Below are 22,567 nucleotides of genomic sequence, written 5' to 3'. Positions count from 1 at the left end.
GGGGGCGGCGAGTCATGGGTTTTGAGAGCGCAGTGCCGGATGAAATGATGGCCATCGGCATTTCCGCGCCGGGTGGGCCGGAAGCGCTTGTGCCGGAACGGCGTCCGGTCCCGCTTCCGATGGAAGGCGAAGTATTGATCCGGGTAGCTGCGGCCGGCGTCAATCGGCCGGACGTCCTGCAGCGCATGGGCAAATATCCGCCGCCGCCCGGAGCGCCGGATATTCCGGGACTTGAAGTATCAGGCACCATCGTGGCTGCCGCTTCCCAATCCGGAGCATTGGTGGGGCAGCGGGTATGCGCTCTGCTGCCGGGCGGAGGATATGCGGAATATGCGGTTGCGCCCGCGGGCCAATGCCTGCCGGTGCCGGACAGTTACGATATCGTCGAGGCGGCCGCCCTGCCGGAGACGCTGTTTACCGTATGGACCAATCTTTTCGAGCGGGCCTATGTGGTCGAAGGCGATACCGTATTGGTGCATGGCGGGACGAGCGGCATCGGCACCATGGCGATCACGCTGTGCCGGCTGTTCGACATCACCATCATCGTGACCTGCGGCAGCGACGAAAAATGCGAGCAGGCGCGGCAATGGGGCGCGCATCACGCCATCAACTATCGCACGCAGGATTTCGTCGCGGAGGTCAGGCGCATCACCGGCGGGGAGGGGTGCCAGGCCGTGCTGGACATGGTGGGCGGCGATTATGTGCCGCGCAATATCGAGTGTCTGGCCGAAGATGGCCGCCATGTTTCGATCGCCGTGCTGGGCGGTGCCAAAAGCACCGTGTTTCTTCCCACTATCATGAGCAAGCGGTTGACGCTGACCGGATCGACGCTTCGCAGCCGTCCGGTCTCCTTCAAGACGCTGGTCGCCGAAGAACTGATGCGGGTCGTCTGGCCCATGGTGGAGGAAGGCCGGTTGCGGCCGGCGATGGATCAGCGCTTCCCTCTCGTGGAAGCGGCAAAAGCGCACGCGCGCATGGATGCGGGCGAGCATTTCGGGAAGATCGTTCTGACCGTCTGATCCCCTGCAATGTCGTATTTCCGTAACATTCGGCGCGGATTTGTAACATAAGGAGGCTAAGGCTCCTGCCTCAAGGACAACAGCCTTGAGGACAGACTGTGATGGACGCTGTGACGCGCCTGCCTTTCCTGTCGGACCTCGAAGAAGGTCTGATGCGGGAGCCGCATTTTCCTGAACGGCCAGGCCATGGCCGCCGCCGTTATCGCACCATCTGGATTTCGGACATCCATCTGGGCACGCGCGGTTGCAATGCGAAGATGCTGATCGATTTCCTCGACAGCGTCGACAGCGACATCATCTATCTGGTTGGCGACATCATCGACGGCTGGCGTTTGAAGAAGCGCTTTTATTGGCCCGCCAGCCATAATGACGTGGTCTGGCGCATGATGAAGCGAGCCAAGCGCGGCACGCGGGTCGTCTATATCCCCGGCAATCATGATGAGATGTTCCGGCAATTCACCGGCCTCAACTTCGGCGGCGTGGAGATCAGGCGCAAGGCTATCCATGATACGGCCGACGGTCGCAAGCTGCTGGTTCTGCATGGCGATGAGTTCGACACGATCATGCTGGCCCATCGTTGGCTCGCTTTCGTGGGGGATGCCGCCTACACCATGCTCATGCGCCTCAACGTGATCGTCAATGCGGTGCGGCAGCGCATGGGGCTGCCCTATTGGTCGCTGTCGAAGATGGCGAAACACAAGGTCAAGAACGCCGTTTCCTTTATCTCCCGCTTTGAGGAAGTGGTCGCGCATGAAGCGGGCGCGCGGGGCGTGGATGGCGTCGTGTGCGGCCACATCCACAATGCCGAAATGCGCGAGATCGGCGGCATCCAATATTATAATGATGGTGACTGGGTCGAAGGTTGCACGGCCCTGGTCGAGCATTTCGACGGGCGGATGGAGATACTCCATTGGGCAGATGAGATTGCGGCTCGCGGCGTAGGCGAACAGCCGCGCATCGCGGCGTGAAGGCGGCGGCCATGCGTATTGCCATCGTCACGGACGCCTGGCAGCCCCAGATAAACGGCGTGGTCCGCACGCTTCAGATGATGCAGTCGCAGCTTCTAAGCAAAGGACATGCGGTCAAGATAATCTCGCCCGATCTTTATGGCTCCATTCCCTGCCCCACCTATCCTGAAATCCGCCTGGCGCTGGTCCGCTCCGCTGTGGTGGGGCAGGCCATTTCCGGGTTTCGGCCCGATGCCGTGCATTTGGCGACCGAAGGGCCGCTATGCCTTGCCGCGCGGCGTTGGTGCCTGCGGAACGGAGTGCCGTTTACCACAGCTTACCACACGCATTTCCCGGAATATGTGGCGCGGCGCACCGGCCTGCCTGCGGGATGGTTCTGGCGTTATATCCGCTGGTTCCACGGTCCCGCGCAGGCGGTGCTGGTGTCCACCCGCTCCGTGCGCCGGCAGCTTCGCGCCCATGGGGTCGCGCAGGTAAGGCCATGGGGCAGGGGGGTGGATTTGGCCGCCTTTACGCCGCAAGCGATACCGCCTGCGCTCTTCGCGAATTTGCCCCGGCCGATCCAACTTTATGTGGGGCGCGTCGCGATAGAGAAAAATCTGGAGGCTTTCCTCGCCAGCGGACATCCCGGAAGCAAGGTCGTTATCGGGGATGGGCCGGCGCGTTCGATGCTCGAACGGGCTTACCCGCAGGCGCATTTCATGGGCGCGATGTTTGGCGATGCACTGGCGGGCGCCTATGCAGGCGCGGACGTTTTCGTCTTTCCCAGCCGGACCGATACATTCGGTCTTGTCATGATTGAGGCGCTTGCCTGCGGGACGCCTGTCGCAGCCTATCCGGTTTCGGGACCGGTCGACATCGTCTCCGCCACAACGGGCGCGCTGGCTGAGGATCTGGATGAAGCGATCGCCGCCGCCTTGCGCTGCGACCGGGGCCTGTGCGCTGCCCATGGCCAGACATTCACCTGGGAAAACAGCGCGGAAGATTTCCTGTCTGGTTTACACCCGATCGGCCGCGAAAGACTGAACGGCGCAGCCTGACGCTTTTCCTTGCTCCGCAAGCCGTCATGCATTATCCCAAAGCCGTCATGGCCGCCCTGCTTGGGCGGCCCTTATTGTTTTTACGTGGAGAAAGTTCCCGTGTCTCAGCCCCTCATGCCCCACGCGACTGCTAGCTGGCTTGTTGACAATACAGCGCTCAGCTTCGATCAGATCGCGGAATTCTGTGGGCTTCATATTTTGGAAGTGCAGGCGATCGCCGACGATACGGCCGGCACCAAATATACTGGCCGCGACCCGGTTCGCGCGCATGAAATCACGATGGAGGAAATCCACAAGGGCGAAGGAAGCCCGGATTACCGCCTCAAGATGCTGAAAGGCCCGGAACCTGTGCGCCGGACCAAGGGACCGCGTTATACGCCGGTTTCCAAGCGGCAGGACAAGCCCGACGGCATCGCCTGGATTCTGAGGAACCATCCTGAGATCTCGGATGGCGCCATCGGCAAGCTGATTGGCACTACGCGCACCACCATTGCGGCGATCCGCGACCGGACACACTGGAACATCGCGAACATCGTGCCCAAAGACCCGGTGACGCTGGGGCTCTGTTCGCAGCGCGAGCTTGATGCGCTGGTCGCGAAGGCGGCGAAGAAGGCCGGGATCGAAGCACCGACCGATTCGCGCCTGGATGGCGATCGCGAGGCGTTGATCGAGGAACTGCGCCGTGAACGCGACAATGCCGCACGCCGGGCTGAGGAAGCTTTGAACAGCGAGGCCGAACTGATTTCCGATGTGGCGAAGGTGCTTGACCCCTTCAGCGATAACAAGGGGCATATGTGATGCCGTAGCGTCATTTCTTCTTCGGAAGGAATGGCCCCATAATGGCTTGAAACGAGGGCTGCGCCGCGATGGTGGCGCGGCCCTTTCCTATTGCTTTACGCTTGCGTAAAGTGATCGCCCTCCATACATTCTTTCCAATGGACAAGAACGAAACCATCTGGAGAGAGCGTTACAACCATCCGACTCCGTGGGATCAGCAATTCGCGCCCATGTCGATGATCGAGATGTTTGAACAAAGCGCGCAGGCCCACCCTCATGCGCCGCTTATCGACTTTTACGGCCGCATCTATTCCTATGATGAAGTGCGTGGCGGTGCCCGGCGGGTCGCCTGCGGCCTGATGCGGCTGGGCATCAAAAAGGGGGACCGGGTCGGCCTGTATCTGCCCAATGTCCCACATTATGTCGCGGCCTATTATGGAATCATGATGGCCGGCGCGACCGTCGTAAATTATTCCCCGCTTTATACTGCCGCCGAACTGGAGCACCAGGTCGAAGACAGCGGCACGACCATTCTTTTTACCCTGTCCGCCAGCGCCCTGTTGCCCACGGCTCTGGAAGTGCTCAATAACAGCAGCCTTGAGCGGCTGATCGTGGGATCGGTGGCGGGCGCGCTGCCGCCCGTTAAATCCTTCATCTTCCGCCTGTTCAAGCGGAGCGAGACGACAGCTCGTCCCAATGACCCGCGCGTCATGACCTTTTCCAGCCTGATCGCCAATGATGGGAACTACCCGATTCCAGCGATCGATGCAGAGCAGGATGTCGCCCTGCTGCAATATACGGGCGGCACGACGGGCCAGCCCAAAGGCGCGATGCTGACGCATCAGAATCTGACCGCCAATGCGCGGCAGGTGCAGATGATCGATCCGTTGCCGGGATCGACCGACCGGATCATCGGGGTGCTTCCCTTCTTCCATGTTTTTGCCAATACCTGCGCGCTCAATCGCACGGTGCTGAACGGCGGCGAGATCGTGATGCTGCCGCGTTTCGATGCGACGCAGGTTCTCGCTGCGATTCAACGGACGAAGGCCACGGCGCTGCCTGGTGTGCCGACCATGTATCAGGCGCTGCTGGATAATCCGGCGACGCCGAACATCGATTTCTCCTCACTCCGCCTTTGCATTTCCGGCGGCGCGCCGCTGCCTCTGGAGATCAAGGAGCGGTTCGAAGCGATGACTGGCGCCAAGGTCGTGGAGGGGTATGGCCTTACCGAGAGTAGCCCGGTCGTCTGCGTCAACCCCTATGAGGGGCTCAACAAGAGTGGCACGGTGGGGCAACCCGTTCCTGGCACTCGCGTGCGCGTCGTGGATCGCGAAGATCCCACGAAGGAAGCCGCGTCCGGCGTGCCGGGTGAACTGACCTTCGCCGGGCCGCAGATCATGAGGGGTTACTGGCGGCGTCCCGATGCCGACAAGGACGTCTTTATTGGCCCCTGGTTGCGGACGGGCGATGTCGGCTTCATCGACGAGGACGGCTATGTGAAGATTGTGGATCGGTTGAAGGACATGATCGCCGTCGGCGGGTTCAAGGTCTTCCCGAGCCAGGTCGAGGCGGTGCTGTATCACCACCCTGAGGTCAAGGAAGCCTTGGTGATCGGCATTCCCGATGCCTATCATGGCGAATGTCCGAAGGCTTTCGTGTCCTTGCAGGAAGGGGCCTCGATCAGCGGAGAGGCGCTGAAGGAATGGCTCAATCCGCAACTGGGCAAGCATGAGCGGGTCTGCGCGGTGGAAGTGCGCGAGAGCCTGCCCAAGACGCTGGTCGGAAAGCTTTCCCGCAAGGAACTGGTGGCTGAGGAAAAGGCAAAGGCGGATGCGCTAAAGGCTGGAAGCGCCGCCTGACATTTCCTATCTGAGCGTCCATGCAGGATAAGGACGCAAGACATGGCCGATGAAGTCGCGACGCTGGCCGGCGGTTGTTTCTGGTGCACAGAGGCGGTCTATCAGAACCTGAAGGGCGTGAAGTCCGTGGAAAGCGGCTATATCGGCGGCGCTGTGCCCGATCCGACCTATGAACAGGTGTGTTCGGGCGCGACGGGACATGCCGAGGCGATCCGCATTACCTATGATCCGGCGGTCATTTCCTATGCCGACCTGCTCGCCATTTTCTTTGCGACGCATGATCCGACGACGCTGAACCGGCAGGGCAATGATGTCGGGACGCAATATCGGTCCGCCATCTTCCCTCATTCACCCGAGCAGGAAGCGGAGGCAAGGGCAGGGATCGCGCTGGCGCAGGCCGACCAGCTCAACCCTATCGTCACGGCTGTCGAGCCTGATGCGCCATGGTATCCGGCGGAAGATTATCACCAGCAATATTGGGAACGGGTCGGTGATCGCAATCCCTATTGCATGGCAGTCATTCCGCCCAAGCTGGCGAAGCTTCGCAAGGGCTTTGCCGAACGTATCGAAGCCTGATTTCGCGACAGCCGATCCTAGCTCATATTCCGTGGCAAGCCGGGCGCATTGCCTGCTATGCCATCGATGGATCGCAAGGATGGAAAAATGGACGGAAAACGGATCTGGATTGCACTGCCTGCCTTACTACTGTTGCCAGCCTGTGTGGCAAAGACGGCGCTCGATGTCGTTACGCTGCCCGTGCGGGCTGGTGCACAGACTGTTGACTGGACAACCACCAGCCGCGAGGAAGCCGACCGGAACTACGGCCGCAAGATGCGTAAGCAGGAGGCTCGCGAAGCCCGGGAACGACAAAAGGCCTCTGAAGAGCAAAGGCGTGAATGTCGCCGCGCGGGCTATGGCAATTGTCCCTGACGATCAGGCGGCGGCGCGGCGCAGGCGGTCGTTGATCGCGATCCCGATACCTTCCTCTGGAACAGGGGCCACGGCGATATTGTTCGCGGCGCTCGCATCGGCCAGATGAAGGGCGGCGAACAGATTGGCGGCGGCTTCCCGCAGGTCCGCGTCAGGGCTGAGGTTGAAATTGCACGGCATCAGCCCAAAACCGATCAGAAATTCATTTTTTTCTGCTTTCAGGGCATGCAGGCGAACTGGTTTTGACGGAGCATAATGGCTTTCCATTTGGCCGGGCGCTTCGATTTGTGCGTTGATGCCGCCCGCTATAACAGGCAGCCCGCTTGCTTCCTCCAGCATGGCAGCCGTTACAGGGCCAGGACGCAACAGCCGGATGCGGTCCGTTTCCGGAGCCACAATCGTTGATTCCACCCCTTCGCTGGTCGGGCCTTCGTCCAGGATCATGCGGATCTTGCCGTTGAGACTGGCCAGCACATGCTCCGCCCTTGTCGGGCTGATCGAACCGCTGCGATTGGCTGACGGAGCAGCAAGCGGCCGACCACTTTCCCGGATCAGCGCACGCATCGCGGGATGAGCAGGCAGGCGGATGGCGACCGTTGGCAGACCGGCCGTGACCAGCGGCGAAAGGCCGCTATCTTCCCGCACCGGCAGCACCAGCGTAAGCGCGCCAGGCCAGAAATATTCCGCCAGCTTTTCGGCGTGTGGCGAAAAATGCGCCAGTCCTTCGGCCATGGCGCGATCGGCCACGTGGACGATCAGCGGATTGAAGCTAGGTCTGCCCTTCGCACTGTAAATGGCTGCAACGGCATTGCTGTCGGTCGCATCGGCGGCAAGACCGTAAACCGTTTCCGTCGGCACTGCCACTGGTTCTCCGGCGCGGATCAATAGCGCGGCTTCGCGCAGCGATTCCGTGCCATAGCGGCAGATTTTCGTGGAAAAGGCTGAATGTGCGATGGTCACGGCCCCCGCGCTATAAACGTCTCTATAGACCAGTAAAAGGCCAATGCGAAAGAAGGATGACAGGTTCGTCCGACTTGCCGCCGCGCTGGTGGGGGATTAAGCGCGCAGGATGAACGACGCACTTCTGACCCGCATTGCACAAGCCCTTGAGCGGCTTGCGCCGCCTGTTCCTCCATCCGCAGATTTGACCACCGCGCCGGCCTATGTGTGGGACGGCGACGTTATTCGGCAGGTGGAGGCATTCGATCCGGTCGATTATGAGCTGCTGTCTGGCATCGACACGCAGAAAGGGGCGCTGCTTGAAAATACGCGTCGCCACGCTGCGGGCCATGCCGCCCATGATGTATTGCTATGGGGTGCGAGAGGAACGGGCAAATCGGCGACAGTTGCGGCGGTTGTCGGCAGGCTTCAGCAGGAAGGGCAGGACGTGGCCTTGCTGCAATGCGCGATAGAGGAACTTGCGAGCTTGCCCCGGCTTTTCTCTCTCTTGCGCGGAACGAAGCGGCCTTTCGTCCTTTTCCTGGATGATCTGGGCTTTGACGAAGGGGTGGGGGACGCCCGTTCGCTGCGTTCCCTGCTGCAAGGCGGAACGGCGGCGCGACCGGGTAATGTACGCCTCTATGTGACATCCAACCGTCGCCACATCGTGCCCCGACATCTTTCGGAGCAGGACGATCCTGTCAATCCGCGGGACGTTGTGGACGACAAGATGGCGCTGTCTGACCGTTTCGGCCTGAGTCTGGGTTTCCACGCCATAGACCAGCAGGCCTATGTCGATATCGTATCGGGATATGCGAACAGCCTGGGCCTCAGTTTCGATCCGTTGGAGGCAATCCAATGGGCGACGCAGCGCGGGAGCCGGTCTGGCCGTGTCGCCTGGCAATATGTCGTTGAGCTGGCGGGGCGGAACGGCCTGGCGCTCTGAGCGATGCTCAGTCGGCCTTCACCACCCGCCAGATCACGCCGCCTACATCATCGCTGACCAACAACGCGCCCTTGCTGTCGCTCGTCACATCGACCGGGCGGCCATGGGCCTTGCCATTTTTGTCGAGAAAGCCCGTCAGCACATCCACCGGCTTGGCGGTGCCGACCTCGCCGTTATTCTGGAATGATATGAACACGACCTTGTAGCCTGCGGCAGGCTTGCGGTTCCAGCTGCCATGCAGTCCGACAAAGGCGCCATTGGTGAAAGGCGCGCCCAGTTTCATATCCTTGGCGAAGGACAGGCCCAGCGGTGCGACATGGTTGCCCAAAGCATAGTCGGGGCGTTTGGTATATTCGCGGATTTCCGGGCGCTGCGGCTGGACGCGTCGATCCTCATAACCGCCCCAATAATTCCATGGCCAGCCATAGAAGCCGCCAAATTCCACGCGCGTCAGGAAATCGGGAACCAGATCGCTGCCCAGCATATCGCGCTCGTTGACCACGCCCCAGAGCGTGCCGCTATCGGGTTCAAAGGCGAGGCCCGTGGGATTTCGCAGGCCGGATGCGAAAATGCGATATTCGCCCGTCTTTGGGTTGACTTCCAGCACGGCGGCGCGGTTCTGTTCATTGTCGAGGCCGCCTTCACCGATATTGCTGTTCGATCCAATCCCGACATAAAGCAGCCCTTCAGGGCTGACGGTCAGGCTTTTCGTCCAATGATAGTTAGGGGCCTGCGCGGGCAGGTTCAGAAGCTTGCGACCCTTTTCGGTGATCTTCGTCTCGCCTTCCTTATAGCGGAAGGCCATCAACGCGTCGGTATTGGCGACATAGAGCGTGTCGCCGATCAGCGCCATGCCATAGGGCGAATTGAGACCTGTCAGGAAAGCCGTTTTCGTATCCGCCCGTCCATCTCCATCCGTATCTCGCAGCAATGTGATGCGATTGGGGGAGGGAACGCCCGCGCCCGCCTTGTCCATCATATAGCTCATGATGCGATTGACTATGCCGCTTTGCGGACGTGGCGGGCTGTTGGTTTCGGCGACCAAAATGTCACCATTGGGCAGGCGCAGCATGGACCGTGGATGGGTCAGCCCATCGACAAAGCGGCTGACGGACAGGCCTTTCGCAGCCACTGGCTTTTCGCCCGCTTTCCAGCCCTCTAGCTCGGCAATGTTGACGGTCGGGATAAGTTCGTTGCGTGGCGTGGTGAAAACGGGTTCCTTGCCTACATCCGCGCCCGGAGCCAGTTGAGCCGTATCGCCTCGCGCGAAATAGAGAAACGCGCCGCCGACGATGAGCAGCGCGATAAGGGCGAGGGCGATGATATGCTTTTTCATGGCGGTCACATCTATGCCGCCATGGTCCTGACGGCAAGGCACAGGATGTTCAGGCCGACAGCTATTTTCCGCGCTCGCGGAGCCATAGCAACAAGGCGATCACCATGCCTACGACTGCGCCGATCAAAAGACCCGCGCTGGGTTGCCCCATCAGTCCGCCCACGATTGCGCCGCCCAGGATCAGCAGGGCAATGATGGCACCGGCGCCGGTGGGGTTGTTCTTTCCTGTCGTCATGTCTGGCCATTGCCATGAGCCGACCGCCAAGGCCAGCCGCTTTTGTTCGCAATCGCCTCTGCCCCGTTTTTGAACGGATTGTCCCTTTATGGGATTTTCGTGCCGGATAGGGATTTGGCTAATGGGCGGTATACTTTCCTATCCCGCTCTATCTCTCAAAACGAACAAATGGCACGCTATTTGAGGGGGGATGGAAAGCCGTGGGGGCTATGCCGAATGGGGGAATCGATGCACGTGCCATATCTTTCGGATCGCAAAAGCTATGAGCAAGCGGCCGAACTGATCAACCTGTTCGGCGACAATGCCGGCTATGAAGCCGCCGCGCGCGCAGATCGCAGCCGCGATCTGGGCAATCACGTCCATTTCTGCCGCTGGCGACAGATCGAGAGGTTGATCGTCCTGCTTTCCCATGACCAGCCGCTCGGCACCATTCACTGATCCGGGGGAGAGGCAACTTTAGAGGCGCAGTCCCGAAGTTTCCGGCAACCCGGCCAGAATATTCAGATTCTGAACGGCTGCACCCGCGGCGCCCTTGCCCAGATTGTCGAGTGCGGCAGCAAGACGCACTTGCCCGCTGTCCTCATTACCGAAAACGAACAGCGTGAGGCGATCGGTCGCACCGACATGCTCGACCCGCAGATGGGTCATGCCGGCACTTTCTTCCAGCGGCACGACCGTGACGATCGGCGAGTCCGCATAAGCGGCGGTCAGGGCTTCGTGCAGGCTGGCTACTGAAGGTCTGCCCGGCATGGCGCGTAATTGCAGCGGCACCTCCACCACCATGCCGCGATGCACGTTGGCGACGGCGGGCGCGAAGATCGGCGGATGCACGAGACCGGAATAGCGCGTCATTTCCGGAACATGCTTATGCGCCAGATTGAGGCCATAGGCGCGGAAGGCTGTGGGAGCGCCGTCGGAACCTTCGAATTCCGCGATCATGGATTTGCCGCCGCCTGAATAGCCCGATGCCCCAGATACAGTCACGGGCCACTCTGCCGGCAGAAGCCCTGCCAGTGTCAGCGGTCGCACCAAAGCCAGGAAGCCGGTCGGCCAGCACCCCGGATTGGCGACGAAGCGTGAATGGGCGAGTTTTTCGCGATGTCCCGGCTCCAGTTCGGGAAAGCCGTATGTCCAGCCATCGGTCACGCGATGCGCCGTTGAGGCGTCAATCACGCGCGTCCGGTCATTGTCGATCAGCGCCACCGCTTCACGCGCAGCATCGTCGGGCAAGCATAGAAGCACGATGTCCGCGCCGTTTAGCGCATCGCGCCGCGCGCTTGCGTTCTTCCGGTCCTTCTCATCGAGCGCGATGAGCGTCAATTCCGGCCGTCCGGCCAACCGTTCGCCGATTTCAAGACCAGTCGTGCCGACGCCGCCGTCGATGAAGATATGAGTCGTCATGCGCCAATCCTCCGCCGCGCAATGATGGGATCGGCATGTTCCGCCTGCAATCGCGCGACGACATCGGTCAAAGGCTCGACCACCACGGCCATCCAATGCGCGTTGGCATGCAACAGCCTATCGCCATCTGTCATGATGCCCACATGGCCTGGGAAAAAGACGAAATCCCCCCGGCGTAGCGGCACATCGCCGGGAAGGGGCGAACCGATTCCTTCGCTTTGCAGGTCCGTATCGCGCGGCGCGCTGATACCGCACTGTTCGAGTGCGACTTGCACGAGACCCGAACAATCGACTCCCCGATGGCCGCGCCCACCCCATATATAGGGTTGGCCCAGATAGCGTTCCGCGACCGCTGTCCAGTCGGTTTCTTTCTCACCGATCGTTTTAGCGTGTCGACTGTGGATAAAGCCTTCGCCGGTCATGATGAAGGCGCCATCTTCTTCGCCCGCGAACACAGCGCTGCGGGGCCAATAGTCCACCACGGGCGCCTTGATATCGGCGGCGCTGAACAGGGGCGCACAAGGTGCCGTAATCCGGTGGGTTGCCTCTTCCAGCGCATCCAGCGCTTCCCGCCGGACATATCCGACATAACCGTCATGGCCGCAAAATCCCCATGCCCAATCGGTCGTGAAATCCAGCGCATGAAAAATGTCGCCCCGCAACAGTTCGCTCACCGCCTGCGCCGTGGCGCCGGGCGCCGACAGCAAGGGCGCGCCGGCAGCGACGCATGTCAGTTTGATCGCGCGTGCATAATGAGCGGAAAACAGCACGCCGGCCAGCGACACGTCGGCAAGATCGCCGCGTGTTGCATGAACGCGGCCGTCCAGTGCGACCGACCTGCCTTCCAGCTTGAATCGGATTCTTTCAGGCGGAGCGATCCGCGTGGGTGTATCTATGACGTTCATCGCGCGCGGTTCCTGCGATGAAATGGTGAAAGGCGTCAAGGAATTCCGCCCCCTTGGGTGTGCGTACTATGAAAATATTGCGCCGATCGGCGGCATCGCGCTCCCGCCGCACATAGCCAAGCGCGGAAAGCTTGTTGAGCGCGCGGGTGATAACCGGCTTGGAAACATGGAGCACTTCGGCCAATCCGCGAACGGTGTGAGGCCCGGAATCGATATAAACCGTCATCATCAGGGCCATCTGACGATTGGTCAGGTCGGGCTTTCCCGATCGGACATAATCGACCAGGGTCTGCATCCATTGGCTAAGCGGCCCGATGCCGGGACGATTTTTTTGCGTCACCGATTCTTTGGCAGTAGAGGCATCCATGAGCCCCTAACGCACGATGGCCAATCCGGTTGCGTAACGGATGTGAAGGATTGTTGGCTTTAATCCAGTTAACCGTAACGCTGCTGCAAAAATCTGAAAATAGCCCGCAATCCAAGCGCTTCGCCACCCTTCGGCCTGCCCGGCCGTGCCGACGGCCTCCAGGCGAAGGTATCAATGTGCAACCAGGGTGTATCGTCTGGTACGAACCGCCGAAGGAAAAGCGCCGCCGTGATGGCGCCTGCAAAGCCGCCTTCGCCTGCGTTGTTGATGTCGGCCGTGTCGGACTTCAGCATGTCGGCATAACCGTCCCACAGCGGCAGGCGCCAGCTTGGATCGTCCACTTCCGCGCCTGCCGCACTCACGGCGGCGGCAACATCATCGTCATTGGCGAACAGGGCAGGAAGATCGGGGCCGACCGCAACGCGCGCGGCGCCCGTCAACGTGGCATAATCAATGATGAGGTCCGGCTTGTCTTCGCTCGCCCGGGCCAGCGCATCGCCCAGCACCAACCGGCCTTCTGCATCGGTATTGCCGATTTCGACGCTTATTCCCTTGCGGCTCTTCAATATGTCGCCGGGACGGAAGGCATTGCCGCCCACTGCGTTCTCGGCTGCCGGGATCAGAAGGTGCAGTCGCACGGGTAAACGGGCACCCATCACCAGCTGCGCGAGTGCAAGGGCATGGGCGGCCCCACCCATATCCTTTTTCATCAGGAGCATGGCCGAAGCCGGCTTGATGTCCAAGCCGCCACTGTCGAAGCAAATGCCCTTGCCGACGATGGCGATGCGCGGCTTTCCCGGATCGCCCCATTGCAGTTCGATCAGGCGGGGAGCGAAGCTCTTGTCCGCCGCTTTTCCAACGGCATGGATCATGGGATAACCCTGCTCCAGTTCATCACCCTTGGTGACTGTAAACGCGGCATCGTGGCGTTTGGCGAGCACTCTTGCCGCGTCTTCCAGCTGCGCTGGCCCCATGTCTGCGGCGGGCGTGTTGACCAGATCGCGGACGAGTGCGACCGCATTGGCCAATTGCACGGTGGTGTCGATGCGCCCGATGTCCTTGGTCAGCAGCGTGCGGGGGCCAACCGGATTGTCCTCCTTGCGATAGCGGCCAAAGCGATATTGTGCGGTCAGCCAACCCAATGCTGCAGCGCCGGGCGCGCCTTCGCTCAGCCGATAAGTGCCTTCGGGTAGGACTTCGGCTAGTTTAGCAAGGCACCATGTGCCTAGCTTTTTATGATTGGCGACGCCGGCAACTACGGACCAGCTATCGTCTCCCTGTGCAGGCAGGATGGCATGTTCACTTGCTTTTCCACGAAATTTCTGCGCGCCGACAAGTGCCCGAACCGGTTCGGACTGCTCGTTCAGCCAGCTTTCAAACCGATTGCTGTCCACAAGGTGGATCAAACGGGCAGGCTGATCGTTGTCGGCTTTGAACAGGTCGGAAAAGTCGGTCATGCGGCAGGGATGTAAGGGAAAGGCGGCGGTGATGGAAAGCGCATTTTTCGTCGTTCGATCCAGTCGGTTGGTCCTGCCGTCCTTTGCAGCCGGGCAATTGCCGGCTTAGGATCAGACCGATTAGGAAGCTTGAAGGAGAATAGAGATGTTCCACGCTGATGACAGCAGCCTGCAGGCCATTCGCGCCCGCGCCTACAAGCTGGCGGAAAGTGGCCGGTTCGATGGCGCCCATGCGATTGAGAGGGCGCTGATCGCGGAAGGCTGGTCCAATGCCGGCCGGGCTTTCCAGAGCGATTATATGCGAAAGGCGATCAGCGAACGCTGCATGGCTGCGGCAAAGGTTCATTGATGCGTTATACCCGCCTTGGCGTGACGATGGGGTCGCTGGCAACGGCGGCCCTTTTCACGTCTGCCTGTTCGCCATCCTCTCACGATAATGCCGCGTCGGCGAATCGCGTAACCGACGAAGAAGTGGCCAGCTTTGCCAACCGCATGGCGGGCGAAGCTCCTCCGCCGGTTCCGGTTGGCAAACCCTTCGCGCTTTCCGAAAAGACCGACCTGCTGGAGTTCGTCTATGCCTATCCGGGGCAAGCGGCGGCGGTTCCCGCATTGTCGTCCAAACTCGGCAAAGCGATGGCAGAGGCAAAGGCCAACGCCCTCAAAATGGCGCGCGAGGACCAGAAGTCGGCCAAGGATGCAGGTTATCCCTTCCGTCCGCACAGCCTGGAGACGCGCTGGACGGTGACGGCCGATACGCCGCGGTTTCTGGCGCTGAAGTCGCAGACCTACATCTTCACGGGTGGCGCGCATGGCATGACGGGCTATGATACATTGCTATGGGATCGTCACGCCAAGCTCGAAACCAGCCTCGCGGCAATGATGACGTCCTCCACGGCGTTCGCGTCAGCAATACATGACCGCTTTTGCGCTGAACTCGACCGGCAGCGCGCGGAAAAGCGTGGCGCGCGCGTAATCCGGGGTGACGACGATTTCACCAGATGCATTGATCCGATGAAGGAAGTGCTGGTGTTGACATCGAAGGATGGCAAGTTGATCGATGGCGTCACCGTGGTGGTCGGCCCCTATAGCGCCGGTCCCTATGCGGAGGGCACCTACGATGTGGCGCTCCCGATCGACGGAGCGATCCGCAAGGCGATCAAGACGGAGTATCAGGACGCCTTCGTCCCGGCACGGTGAGTTTCATTCTGGGCGGGCGGTGCTGTCCAACCGCCCGCCACCTTATGCAGTGGAGCCTTGCGGCACGCCATAGAGGTCATGCTCATCGGCATCCTCGATCAGTACCGTCACTATATCGCCCGGCTGCCGGCCTTCGCCCACATCGCGCAGGAAGACATTGCCGTCGATTTCCGGCGCGTCGGCCTGGCTGCGCGCCGTAGCGCCGATGGAGCCATCCTCATCCGGTTCGCCAATCTCGTCGATGATGACGGGCATCGTCCGCCCCACCTTGGCGGCCAGCTTGGCGGCGGAGATGGCGGCGGTCTTCTCCATGATCCGCTGATAGCGCTCTTCCTTCACCTCTTCAGGCACCACATCGGGTAAAGCGTTGGCCGCAGCGCCCTCGACAGGCTCGAATCGGAAAGCGCCGACCCGGTCGAGTTGGGCTTCGCCCAGCCAGTTGAGCAGATATTCGAAATCCGCCTCCGTCTCGCCAGGGAAGCCGACGACGAAGGACGATCGGATCGCGATGTCCGGGCATATGTCACGCCATTTGCGGATTCGGTCCAGCACCTTGGCTTCATTGGCCGGGCGCTTCATGGCTTTGAGCACATTGGGCGAAGCGTGTTGGAACGGAATGTCCAGATAGGGTGTCAGCAATCCTTCGGCCATGAGCGGGATCACCTGATCCACATGCGGATAGGGATAGACATAATGGAGCCGCACCCATGGCGGCGTCCCCTCGCCGGTACGAAGCTGACCCAGTTCCCGCGCCAGATCGGTCATATGCGCGCGAACCTCGCGGCCCTTCCAATTGCGCGCCTCATGCCGGGTATCGACGCCATAAGCCGATGTGTCCTGGCTGATGATGAGCAATTCCTTCGTGCCCGCATGCACCAGCTTTTCCGCCTCGCGCAGCACTGCATCCACCCTGCGGCTGACCAGATCGCCGCGCAGCGAAGGGATGATGCAGAAGGAACAGCGATGATTGCACCCCTCGCTGATCTTTACATAGCTATAGTGGCGCGGGGTCAGCTTCAGCCCGCCCTCGGGCACCAGATCGACAAAGGCGTTAGGCACGGGCGGCGATGCTTCATGCACCGCGCTCACCACCGCCTCATATTGATGCGCGCCGGTGACGGCCAGAACCTGCGGGAATTTCGCGCGGATCAACTCCGCTTCATTGCCCATGCAGCCGGTGACGATGACGCGGCCATTTTCCGCGATCGCCTCGCCAATGGCCTCCAGCGATTCTTCCTTCGCCGAATCGAGAAATCCGCAGGTGTTGACCAGCACGACGTCCGCGCCGGAATAGTCCGGCGACATCTGATAGCCATCGGAACGCAGCTTCGTCAGGATGCGCTCGCTATCCACCAAGGCCTTGGGACAGCCGAGCGACACCATGCCGACCTTGGGTGGCGAAGGGATTTTGGTTGCCATGATCGGCGCGCACATAAGGATTTTCGCACCAAATGTCACGGCCTGCTTAAAATGGAGCGGAATCGAGGCCTTCTTCGCCGATTTCACCGACGATCTCGATGATCATATCGCCGGTCTGGAGTTGCTTTGCGGCATCTTCCCAGAAGCCGATGGGCCGATTCTCCCGATACACCCGGACGCCAAGGCCCGTGGTGATGGCGGACAGCGGCTTTCCGATTTCCTCCGGCAGCACGAACCGCTCATTGAGTTTCACGCGTCCGCCCGATGCCGCCAGATCGGCCATATAGTCCGCAATATGCCGTCCGCTGGTGCTCCCTGCCAGCAGCAGCCCGGCAAAGCTGACGGGATTGATGACGGTGGTCGCGCCCGCCTGCCGCGCTGGCAATTCATTGTCCTCATTCCGCACCACTATGCTGATCGGCAGACGAGGCGCCAGATGCCGCGCCGTCAGCGTGATGAGGATGGAGGTGTCATCCCGCCCCGCCGATACGATCATGCTGCGTGCGCGGTGGATTGCCACGTCCTTCAACGTCTTGTCTCGCGTGGAATCGCCGCACATGACGTTGCAGCCCATCTCCTCCGCTTCGGTCAGCGCCCGTTCGATCGGATCGACGACCACGATCTCCCGCGCATCGACGCCTCGCGCGAGCAACTCGCGCACAGCTTCGCTGCCGGACGTGCCAAAGCCGGTGACGATGATATGATTGTGCAGATCGGCCTGAATGCGTGCCATGCGCCACCTGTAGAGGATATTGCGGAAAAAAAGATTATAGGCTGTTCCCAAAAAGATTAGCCACACGAACAATCGGATGGGCGTCACCAATATCGCTTCAAACAGCCGGGCTTCCGGGCTGACCGGCACGATATCGCCATAACCTACCGTCGTCACCGTGACGGTGGTGAAGTAGAGCACGTCCACAAAGCTGATATTATTGTCCAGCGTATCCTTCAATCCGTCGCGGCCGATCCAGTGGATCAGCAGGACAAGCGCGATGAGCCCGAATACCAGTGCCACGCGCCACACAAGGTCTGCCCATATGGGAAGAGAGGATCGCCGACGCAGGAAACCGGCCATGGGCGATCGCAAGGGGATGGACCTGACCTTCATTGCTGCTCCCTTGGCAGATGATCGAGTGGATTGACGGGCGTCAGATCCTTACGCAATTCGAAATGCAATTTGGGACGGCTGGCGTAACCGCTGTCGCCGCTCAAACCGATGATCTGTCCCTTTCGCACCTTTTGGCCACGCACCACGTCAACCCGGCTCGCATGGCCGTAAGCGCTCACCCAGCCGTCGCCATGGTTGACGAGCATCAGTCCGCCGAATACGGCCACCTTGTCGCCCGCATAGGCAACCACGCCATTGGCGGCCACGCGGATGGGCGTTCCGGCGGGAATTGCGATGTCGATGCCATTATTGCGCGCGCCAGCCGTGCCGGGCCCGAACCGCGACAATAAAGCTCCATGCGCTGGCCAAGCGAAGCCGCCGGTAAATTGCGCCGGCTCCGTAATGGGTACATTGGAGGGCAGGGCGCGCGGCTGGCTGGAAGCCGCAGGCCGCCCGCTTTGGCCGCTCGCGGGCTGGCCGCCAGTCAGGACATCGTCAATGTCGATCCGGAAAGCGGCGGCGCGTGCCTCCATCGTGCTGGGCTTGCGGGCGGCGTCATCGGGCAGCAGCAGGCGCTGGCCGTTGCGTAGGATATAGGGTTCGGGAAGGGCGTTGATATCAACAATCCGGCTCCATGCCACGCCATAGGCGGCGGCGATGGCGATGCCCGTTTCCCCTTCCGACACACGATGATAGCGCCCGCCCGGAATGAGAAGCTTCTGCCCTTCCCGGATGAGATAGGGATATTTGAGGGCATTGGCCCGCGCGATGCTTTCCGATCCGGCCCCGCTGCGATTGCCGACGCCGCGCAGCGTTTCGCCTGCTTTGACGATATAGGTGGAGGGTGGGACTGTTACCGCATTGGCCACCACCTGCTGCATTTTCCAGACGGGCTGGTTTTCGATGACGCTGACCGGGCTGTCCTTATTTCCGCGTGTTTCCGCCGCCGTGGCAGCAAGACCCGCCGCCAGGAAAAAGCCAGGAAAAAGGAGCATCGGCGGGCGCGGCATCATATCCTCTCTAGCCGCGTCGTCGCAGTCTTGTCATCCCTGTCGGGCGATCAGTCCGCAAAGGCCTGAACTGTCGCCGCCATTGCGCTGTCCTGCGTCAGGTCGAAGTGGAGCGGCGTGACCGCCACATAGCCTTCCGCAATCGCCGCAAGGTCCGTGCCTTCCGGGACCGCATCGCTGGTGCCAAGGCCAAACCAGTAATAGCGATAGCCGCGCGGATCGACGCCTTCGACGATGGAGGTGCGGTCGATGTCGTGAAAGCCCTGTCGCGCCACGCGTACGCCCTTGATCTGATCCGGGTCCATTGCGGGGAAATTGACGTTGAACAGCATCCGCGGGGAGGCGGGCATAGCGATCAGCGGTCGCAGCACCTTCTCTCCCCAGGCGCGCGCAGCGGCGAAGGGGACAGCGTCGCCCATGCCCTCACGCATATAGACCTGGCTGAGCGCGATGGAGCGGATACCGGAAATCGCGCCTTCCATCGCGGCGGAAACGGTGCCCGAATAGGTCACGTCCTCCGCCAGATTGGCGCCGCGATTGACGCCCGACAGCACCAGATCGGGCTTGCAGTCCTTCATCAGATGACCGACCGCCATCATCACCGCATCGGTGGGCGTGCCGGTGACGCTGTAATGCTTATCTGCGTGCTTGCGGATACGCAGCGGGCGGGTCAGCGTCAGGCTGTGGCCCGCGCCCGACTGCTCCTCGTGAGGAGCAACGATCCAGATGTCGTCGGACAGCGTTCGGGCGATCTCCTCCAGCACCCGGAGTCCTGGAGCATAAACGCCATCGTCATTGGTGAGAAGGATACGCATAGGTAATCTACCACTTCGGTTCGCTTCGGGCGAAGTCGAGAAATCCATGCGCCCGTTTTCGACTTCGCTCGAAACGAACGAGGCAAGCCCTTATCTCGGTCGCAGCCGAGTGGTGCCGCCCATATAAGGCGCCAGCGCCTCCGGCACGATAACGCTGCCATCCTCCTGCTGGTAATTTTCCAGCACGGCGACCAGTGTGCGGCCGACCGCCAGTCCTGACCCGTTCAGCGTGTGGAGGAAGCGGGTCTGCTTCTCGCCTTCCGGTTTGAAACGTGCGTTCATTCGCCGCGCCTGGAAGTCACCGCAGTTCGATATGGAACTGATCTCGCGATAGGTTTGCTGGCTGGGGAGCCAGACTTCAAGATCATAAGTCTTGCGCGCGGAAAACCCCATGTCGCCCGTGCATAGCAGCATCTTGCGATAAGGCAGGTTCAGCGCCTGCAATATGCCTTCCGCCGCCCCGCACATGCGTTCATGCTCGGCTTCGGAAGCCTCGGGCTTGCAGATGGCGACCAGTTCCACCTTCTCGAACTGGTGCTGGCGGATGAAGCCGCGCGTGTCGCGGCCAGCCGATCCGGCTTCGGAGCGAAAACAGGGGGTGAGCGCGGTGAGGCGCAGCGGCAGGCTTTCCATCGGAACGATCTGTTCGCGCACCAGATTGGTGAGGCTGACCTCCGCCGTGGGGATCAGCCAACGTCCGTCGGTGGTGCGGAACAGGTCTTCGGCGAATTTGGGCAATTGCCCGGTGCCGAATAGCGCCTCGTCGCGGACCAGCAGGGGCGGGTTCACTTCCTCATAGCCATTCTCACCCGATTGGCGGTCGAGCATGAACTGGGCGAGCGCCCGGTGAAGCCGCGCCATCTGGCCGCGCAATGCAGCGAAGCGCGCGCCCGACAGCGCCGCCGCGCCCTCGAAATCCAGTCCCAGCGCGGGACCAAAATCGGCATGATCCTGCGGGGTGAAAGGGAAGCTGCGCGGCTCGCCCCAGCGGCTGAGTTCCACATTGGCTGCTTCATCTTCACCCGGTGGAACATCGTCGGCGGGAAGGTTGGGGATGGCGGCCAGCATCGCCTGGAGCGCTTCGCCGGTTTCCCGGTCTTCTGCTTCCAGAGCGGGCATCTGTTCCTTGAGCGCGGCGACTTCCGCCTTGAGGCTTTCGGCCTTTTTCATGTCCTTGATGGCGATGGCCTGACCGATGGCCTTGCTCGCTTCGTTGCGACGCGCCTGGCCCTGCTGCAATTCGGTCTTGATCGCGCGGCTGCGCTCGTCGAGCGCCAGTATCCCGGCAGAGAGCGGCTCAAGACCCCGACGGGTGAGGGCGGCGTCGAAAGCGGCGGGGTTTTCGCGGATGAAGCGGATGTCGTGCATGGCCCAGCCCTATGCCGTTACGCGATCGGCCGCGCAACCCTGCGCGCTGCCGTCCGTTGGTGACAGTGAACTCAAGAAGGAGATGGCGATGCGAATCGATCATGATGCGGTGGTGATGGTGGTGGATGGGCGCAAGTTGTTACTGTTCCGTAACAAAGGCGATGACGCCTTTCCCAATCTGGAAACGGAGACGACCAGGACGCAGGATAACCCGCCCGATCGCGATCAGGCGTCCGACGCGCCGGGCCGCGCTTTCAATTCCGTCGGCAGCCATCGCAGCGCGATGGAACAGACGAATTTTCACGATCTGGAGGAAGCCCGTTTCGCGACGGAAGCGGCGGACCTGCTGAAGCGCGGGGCATTGGCGAAGGATTATGAAAAGCTGATCATCGTCGCGCCGCCCACGGTGCTAGGCGAACTGCGTAAACATTATCACAAGGAAGTGCAGAGCCGCCTGGCCGGTGAGATCGCCAAGGATCTGTCCAATCACCCTGTGCCGGAGATCGAGCGGATCATCCTGGAAAACTGACCCACTGTCGCGCGCCCGCAAAAAAGGGCGGGCCGTTGACCGGCGCCGCCCTTTTCTGTTGCCCCGGGGGCGTTCCGTCAGGCCGCCGCCTTGGTCTTCCGCTCGGCGAAGCGGCGGCGGGCGACCAGCGCCACCGCGCCAGCGCCAAATAGCAGGACCATGGGCGGCGCGGGAACGTCCGTGCCCCCGGTGCTGCTGGACGTGCCGCCCGAACTGCTCGACGAGGAGCTGCTCGACGACGAACTGGAGGAGCTTGAACTGCTGCTCGTCGTGCCGAAGCTTGACGAGGAACTGCCCGATGAACCGCTGCTCGACGAGCTGGATGAGGAGCCCGACGAACCCGACGACCCATGGCCGTGTCCGCCGCTCGAACTGCTCGACGAACTGGAGGAGGACGAAGAAGAGGATGAGGAGGAGGACGAACTGGACGAAGAAGTGCTGACGCCCGAAGAGGTCGACACATTGCCGGACGATGTGGAGACATTGCCCGACGAGGTGGAGACGCCGCTGGATGTCGACACGTTGCCGCTGGAGGTCGAGACGCCACCGGTTGAGGTCGAAACACCGCCCGTGGAGGTCGAAACACCGCCCGTGGAGGTGGAAACGCCGCCCGTGGTCGAACTGGTCGAACTGCTGATGCCACCGGTCGAACTGCTGGTGGAGGAGATCACCACAGAACCGCCGCCGCTGCTGCCGCCCCCGCCACCGAAGAAGCCGCCGATGAACCCGCCTCCGCCGAATCCGCCGAAGCCGCCGCCCATGACGACCGGAACGGCCGACCCGCCCGACATCATCGGCATTTCAGCCACCGGCATGGGCGCGGGAAGGGGAATGGGCGCGGCCTGGGTAGTGACGGTCACCGTGGACGGCGCGCAGGCGGTCACCGTCTTGACGACCTTGCGTTTCACTGTGTGGACCGCGTAGCGTTTCCTGGGCGCGGCC

At 61.4% G+C, this 22,567-nt stretch carries 25 protein-coding genes; 13 read left to right on the top strand and 12 right to left on the bottom strand.

What is annotated here, in order from left to right:
• Positions 1-14: 14 nt before the first annotated feature.
• From ATN00_RS17170 to ATN00_RS17140, 7 genes are all read left to right on the top strand, one after another.
• Complete coding sequence (locus tag ATN00_RS17170; protein ID WP_062066843.1) at positions 15-1,019, top strand: NAD(P)H-quinone oxidoreductase; 1,005 nt, start codon at positions 15-17, stop codon at positions 1,017-1,019.
• Positions 1,020-1,120: 101 nt separating this feature from the next.
• The gene (locus ATN00_RS17165; RefSeq protein ID WP_062066840.1) at positions 1,121-1,987 is read left to right on the top strand and encodes a UDP-2,3-diacylglucosamine diphosphatase; all 867 of its coding nucleotides are present in this window, start codon (positions 1,121-1,123) and stop codon (positions 1,985-1,987) included.
• 11 nt (positions 1,988-1,998) lie between these two features.
• On the top strand, positions 1,999-3,027 hold the full coding sequence (locus ATN00_RS17160; RefSeq protein WP_062066837.1) for a glycosyltransferase family 4 protein: 1,029 nt from the start codon (positions 1,999-2,001) through the stop codon (positions 3,025-3,027).
• Between the two features lie 114 nt (positions 3,028-3,141).
• Positions 3,142-3,825, top strand: coding sequence for a DUF1013 domain-containing protein (locus tag ATN00_RS17155; protein ID WP_062066834.1), 684 nt, complete (start codon positions 3,142-3,144; stop codon positions 3,823-3,825).
• A gap of 137 nt (positions 3,826-3,962) precedes the next feature.
• Positions 3,963-5,663: a long-chain-fatty-acid--CoA ligase gene (locus ATN00_RS17150; protein WP_062066831.1), complete on the top strand. Its 1,701-nt coding sequence runs from the start codon at positions 3,963-3,965 to the stop codon at positions 5,661-5,663.
• A gap of 42 nt (positions 5,664-5,705) precedes the next feature.
• Positions 5,706-6,239, top strand: a complete 534-nt coding sequence (msrA, locus tag ATN00_RS17145) for a peptide-methionine (S)-S-oxide reductase MsrA (protein ID WP_062066828.1) — start codon at positions 5,706-5,708, stop codon at positions 6,237-6,239.
• An 87-nt stretch (positions 6,240-6,326) separates the two neighbouring features.
• Positions 6,327-6,593 carry a hypothetical protein gene (locus tag ATN00_RS17140; RefSeq protein ID WP_062066825.1) on the top strand — a complete coding sequence of 89 codons (267 nt, stop codon included), beginning with the start codon at positions 6,327-6,329 and terminating at the stop codon, positions 6,591-6,593.
• Between the two features lie 3 nt (positions 6,594-6,596).
• On the opposite strand, the gene ATN00_RS17135 is transcribed toward ATN00_RS17140, so the two are convergent.
• The gene (locus tag ATN00_RS17135; RefSeq protein WP_062066821.1) at positions 6,597-7,553 is read right to left on the bottom strand and encodes an L-threonylcarbamoyladenylate synthase; all 957 of its coding nucleotides are present in this window, start codon (positions 7,551-7,553) and stop codon (positions 6,597-6,599) included.
• 109 nt (positions 7,554-7,662) lie between these two features.
• Between ATN00_RS17135 and ATN00_RS17130 the strand changes: the two genes are divergently transcribed.
• Positions 7,663-8,478, top strand: coding sequence for an ATP-binding protein (locus tag ATN00_RS17130; protein ID WP_062066817.1), 816 nt, complete (start codon positions 7,663-7,665; stop codon positions 8,476-8,478).
• Between the two features lie 7 nt (positions 8,479-8,485).
• Here the strand turns inward: ATN00_RS17130 and ATN00_RS17125 are convergent, their stop codons facing one another.
• Together ATN00_RS17125 and ATN00_RS23750 are read right to left on the bottom strand one after the other, a co-directional pair.
• Positions 8,486-9,814 (bottom strand): PQQ-dependent sugar dehydrogenase, encoded by a 1,329-nt coding sequence (locus tag ATN00_RS17125; protein ID WP_062066815.1) that lies wholly within the window; start codon positions 9,812-9,814, stop codon positions 8,486-8,488.
• 61 nt (positions 9,815-9,875) lie between these two features.
• On the bottom strand, positions 9,876-10,049 hold the full coding sequence (locus ATN00_RS23750; RefSeq protein ID WP_197413615.1) for a hypothetical protein: 174 nt from the start codon (positions 10,047-10,049) through the stop codon (positions 9,876-9,878).
• Between the two features lie 228 nt (positions 10,050-10,277).
• On the opposite strand from ATN00_RS23750, the gene ATN00_RS17120 reads away from it, so the two are divergent.
• Positions 10,278-10,487 (top strand): hypothetical protein, encoded by a 210-nt coding sequence (locus ATN00_RS17120; protein WP_197413614.1) that lies wholly within the window; start codon positions 10,278-10,280, stop codon positions 10,485-10,487.
• Positions 10,488-10,505: 18 nt separating this feature from the next.
• On the opposite strand, the gene argC is transcribed toward ATN00_RS17120, so the two are convergent.
• The 4 genes from argC to ATN00_RS17100 all read right to left on the bottom strand — a co-directional run bounded on the left by argC (position 10,506) and on the right by ATN00_RS17100 (position 14,179).
• Positions 10,506-11,450 (bottom strand): N-acetyl-gamma-glutamyl-phosphate reductase, encoded by a 945-nt coding sequence (gene argC, locus ATN00_RS17115; RefSeq protein ID WP_062066812.1) that lies wholly within the window; start codon positions 11,448-11,450, stop codon positions 10,506-10,508.
• Positions 11,447-12,355, bottom strand: a complete 909-nt coding sequence (locus ATN00_RS17110; protein WP_062066809.1) for a C40 family peptidase — start codon at positions 12,353-12,355, stop codon at positions 11,447-11,449. The genes argC and ATN00_RS17110 overlap by 4 nt, the downstream gene beginning before the upstream one ends.
• On the bottom strand, positions 12,315-12,722 hold the full coding sequence (locus ATN00_RS17105; RefSeq protein ID WP_062066806.1) for a MarR family winged helix-turn-helix transcriptional regulator: 408 nt from the start codon (positions 12,720-12,722) through the stop codon (positions 12,315-12,317). The genes ATN00_RS17110 and ATN00_RS17105 overlap by 41 nt, the downstream gene beginning before the upstream one ends.
• 68 nt (positions 12,723-12,790) lie before the next feature.
• The gene (locus ATN00_RS17100; RefSeq protein ID WP_062066803.1) at positions 12,791-14,179 is read right to left on the bottom strand and encodes a leucyl aminopeptidase family protein; all 1,389 of its coding nucleotides are present in this window, start codon (positions 14,177-14,179) and stop codon (positions 12,791-12,793) included.
• 145 nt (positions 14,180-14,324) lie between these two features.
• Between ATN00_RS17100 and ATN00_RS17095 the strand changes: the two genes are divergently transcribed.
• Together ATN00_RS17095 and ATN00_RS17090 are read left to right on the top strand one after the other, a co-directional pair.
• Entirely contained in the window at positions 14,325-14,528 is a 204-nt protein-coding gene (locus ATN00_RS17095; RefSeq protein WP_062066800.1) for a hypothetical protein, read from the top strand.
• Entirely contained in the window at positions 14,528-15,376 is an 849-nt protein-coding gene (locus tag ATN00_RS17090) for a DUF4163 domain-containing protein (RefSeq protein ID WP_062066797.1), read from the top strand. The genes ATN00_RS17095 and ATN00_RS17090 overlap by 1 nt, the downstream gene beginning before the upstream one ends.
• A gap of 42 nt (positions 15,377-15,418) precedes the next feature.
• Here the strand turns inward: ATN00_RS17090 and rimO are convergent, their stop codons facing one another.
• From rimO to serS, 5 genes are all read right to left on the bottom strand, one after another.
• The gene (rimO, locus tag ATN00_RS17085; RefSeq protein ID WP_197413752.1) at positions 15,419-16,810 is read right to left on the bottom strand and encodes a 30S ribosomal protein S12 methylthiotransferase RimO; all 1,392 of its coding nucleotides are present in this window, start codon (positions 16,808-16,810) and stop codon (positions 15,419-15,421) included.
• A gap of 31 nt (positions 16,811-16,841) precedes the next feature.
• A complete protein-coding gene (locus ATN00_RS17080; RefSeq protein WP_062066794.1) occupies positions 16,842-17,903 on the bottom strand; it encodes a potassium channel family protein in 1,062 nt (353 codons plus the stop codon).
• On the bottom strand, positions 17,900-18,898 hold the full coding sequence (locus ATN00_RS17075; protein WP_062068931.1) for a M23 family metallopeptidase: 999 nt from the start codon (positions 18,896-18,898) through the stop codon (positions 17,900-17,902). The genes ATN00_RS17080 and ATN00_RS17075 overlap by 4 nt, the downstream gene beginning before the upstream one ends.
• A 65-nt stretch (positions 18,899-18,963) precedes the next feature.
• A complete protein-coding gene (surE, locus tag ATN00_RS17070; protein ID WP_062066789.1) occupies positions 18,964-19,728 on the bottom strand; it encodes a 5'/3'-nucleotidase SurE in 765 nt (254 codons plus the stop codon).
• Positions 19,729-19,818: 90 nt separating this feature from the next.
• Complete coding sequence (gene serS / locus ATN00_RS17065; RefSeq protein WP_062066786.1) at positions 19,819-21,096, bottom strand: serine--tRNA ligase; 1,278 nt, start codon at positions 21,094-21,096, stop codon at positions 19,819-19,821.
• Between the two features lie 88 nt (positions 21,097-21,184).
• On the opposite strand from serS, the gene ATN00_RS17060 reads away from it, so the two are divergent.
• Complete coding sequence (locus ATN00_RS17060; protein ID WP_062068929.1) at positions 21,185-21,625, top strand: host attachment family protein; 441 nt, start codon at positions 21,185-21,187, stop codon at positions 21,623-21,625.
• Between the two features lie 90 nt (positions 21,626-21,715).
• Positions 21,716-22,549, top strand: coding sequence for a hypothetical protein (locus ATN00_RS17055; protein ID WP_231746314.1), 834 nt, complete (start codon positions 21,716-21,718; stop codon positions 22,547-22,549).
• Positions 22,550-22,567 lie beyond the last annotated feature (18 nt).

Origin of the sequence: Sphingobium baderi (genome assembly GCF_001456115.1) — a bacterium.
GTDB classification, from domain to species: Bacteria; Pseudomonadota; Alphaproteobacteria; order Sphingomonadales; family Sphingomonadaceae; genus Sphingobium; species Sphingobium baderi_A.
The sequence above is the reverse complement of the archived record's forward strand: the minus strand, read 5'-3'. Positions and strand labels throughout refer to the sequence as shown.

Coding starts and splice junctions, on each gene's coding strand:
- ATN00_RS17150 (WP_062066831.1), top strand. CDS start 3,963: ATGGACAAGAACGAAACCATCTGGAGAGAGCGTTACAACCATCCGACT.
- ATN00_RS23750 (WP_197413615.1), bottom strand. CDS start 10,049: ATGACGACAGGAAAGAACAACCCCACCGGCGCCGGTGCCATCATTGCC.
- argC (WP_062066812.1), bottom strand. CDS start 11,450: ATGACGACTCATATCTTCATCGACGGCGGCGTCGGCACGACTGGTCTT.
- rimO (WP_197413752.1), bottom strand. CDS start 16,810: ATGTGCGCGCCGATCATGGCAACCAAAATCCCTTCGCCACCCAAGGTC.
- serS (WP_062066786.1), bottom strand. CDS start 21,096: ATGCACGACATCCGCTTCATCCGCGAAAACCCCGCCGCTTTCGACGCC.
- ATN00_RS17125 (WP_062066815.1), bottom strand. CDS start 9,814: ATGAAAAAGCATATCATCGCCCTCGCCCTTATCGCGCTGCTCATCGTC.
- ATN00_RS17165 (WP_062066840.1), top strand. CDS start 1,121: ATGGACGCTGTGACGCGCCTGCCTTTCCTGTCGGACCTCGAAGAAGGT.
- ATN00_RS17105 (WP_062066806.1), bottom strand. CDS start 12,722: ATGGATGCCTCTACTGCCAAAGAATCGGTGACGCAAAAAAATCGTCCC.
- ATN00_RS17120 (WP_197413614.1), top strand. CDS start 10,278: ATGCACGTGCCATATCTTTCGGATCGCAAAAGCTATGAGCAAGCGGCC.
- ATN00_RS17160 (WP_062066837.1), top strand. CDS start 1,999: ATGCGTATTGCCATCGTCACGGACGCCTGGCAGCCCCAGATAAACGGC.
- ATN00_RS17090 (WP_062066797.1), top strand. CDS start 14,528: ATGCGTTATACCCGCCTTGGCGTGACGATGGGGTCGCTGGCAACGGCG.
- ATN00_RS17080 (WP_062066794.1), bottom strand. CDS start 17,903: ATGAAGGTCAGGTCCATCCCCTTGCGATCGCCCATGGCCGGTTTCCTG.
- ATN00_RS17110 (WP_062066809.1), bottom strand. CDS start 12,355: ATGAACGTCATAGATACACCCACGCGGATCGCTCCGCCTGAAAGAATC.
- ATN00_RS17130 (WP_062066817.1), top strand. CDS start 7,663: ATGAACGACGCACTTCTGACCCGCATTGCACAAGCCCTTGAGCGGCTT.
- ATN00_RS17060 (WP_062068929.1), top strand. CDS start 21,185: ATGCGAATCGATCATGATGCGGTGGTGATGGTGGTGGATGGGCGCAAG.
- ATN00_RS17155 (WP_062066834.1), top strand. CDS start 3,142: ATGCCCCACGCGACTGCTAGCTGGCTTGTTGACAATACAGCGCTCAGC.
- ATN00_RS17100 (WP_062066803.1), bottom strand. CDS start 14,179: ATGACCGACTTTTCCGACCTGTTCAAAGCCGACAACGATCAGCCTGCC.
- ATN00_RS17095 (WP_062066800.1), top strand. CDS start 14,325: ATGTTCCACGCTGATGACAGCAGCCTGCAGGCCATTCGCGCCCGCGCC.
- surE (WP_062066789.1), bottom strand. CDS start 19,728: ATGCGTATCCTTCTCACCAATGACGATGGCGTTTATGCTCCAGGACTC.
- ATN00_RS17140 (WP_062066825.1), top strand. CDS start 6,327: ATGGACGGAAAACGGATCTGGATTGCACTGCCTGCCTTACTACTGTTG.
- msrA (WP_062066828.1), top strand. CDS start 5,706: ATGGCCGATGAAGTCGCGACGCTGGCCGGCGGTTGTTTCTGGTGCACA.
- ATN00_RS17170 (WP_062066843.1), top strand. CDS start 15: ATGGGTTTTGAGAGCGCAGTGCCGGATGAAATGATGGCCATCGGCATT.
- ATN00_RS17075 (WP_062068931.1), bottom strand. CDS start 18,898: ATGCTCCTTTTTCCTGGCTTTTTCCTGGCGGCGGGTCTTGCTGCCACG.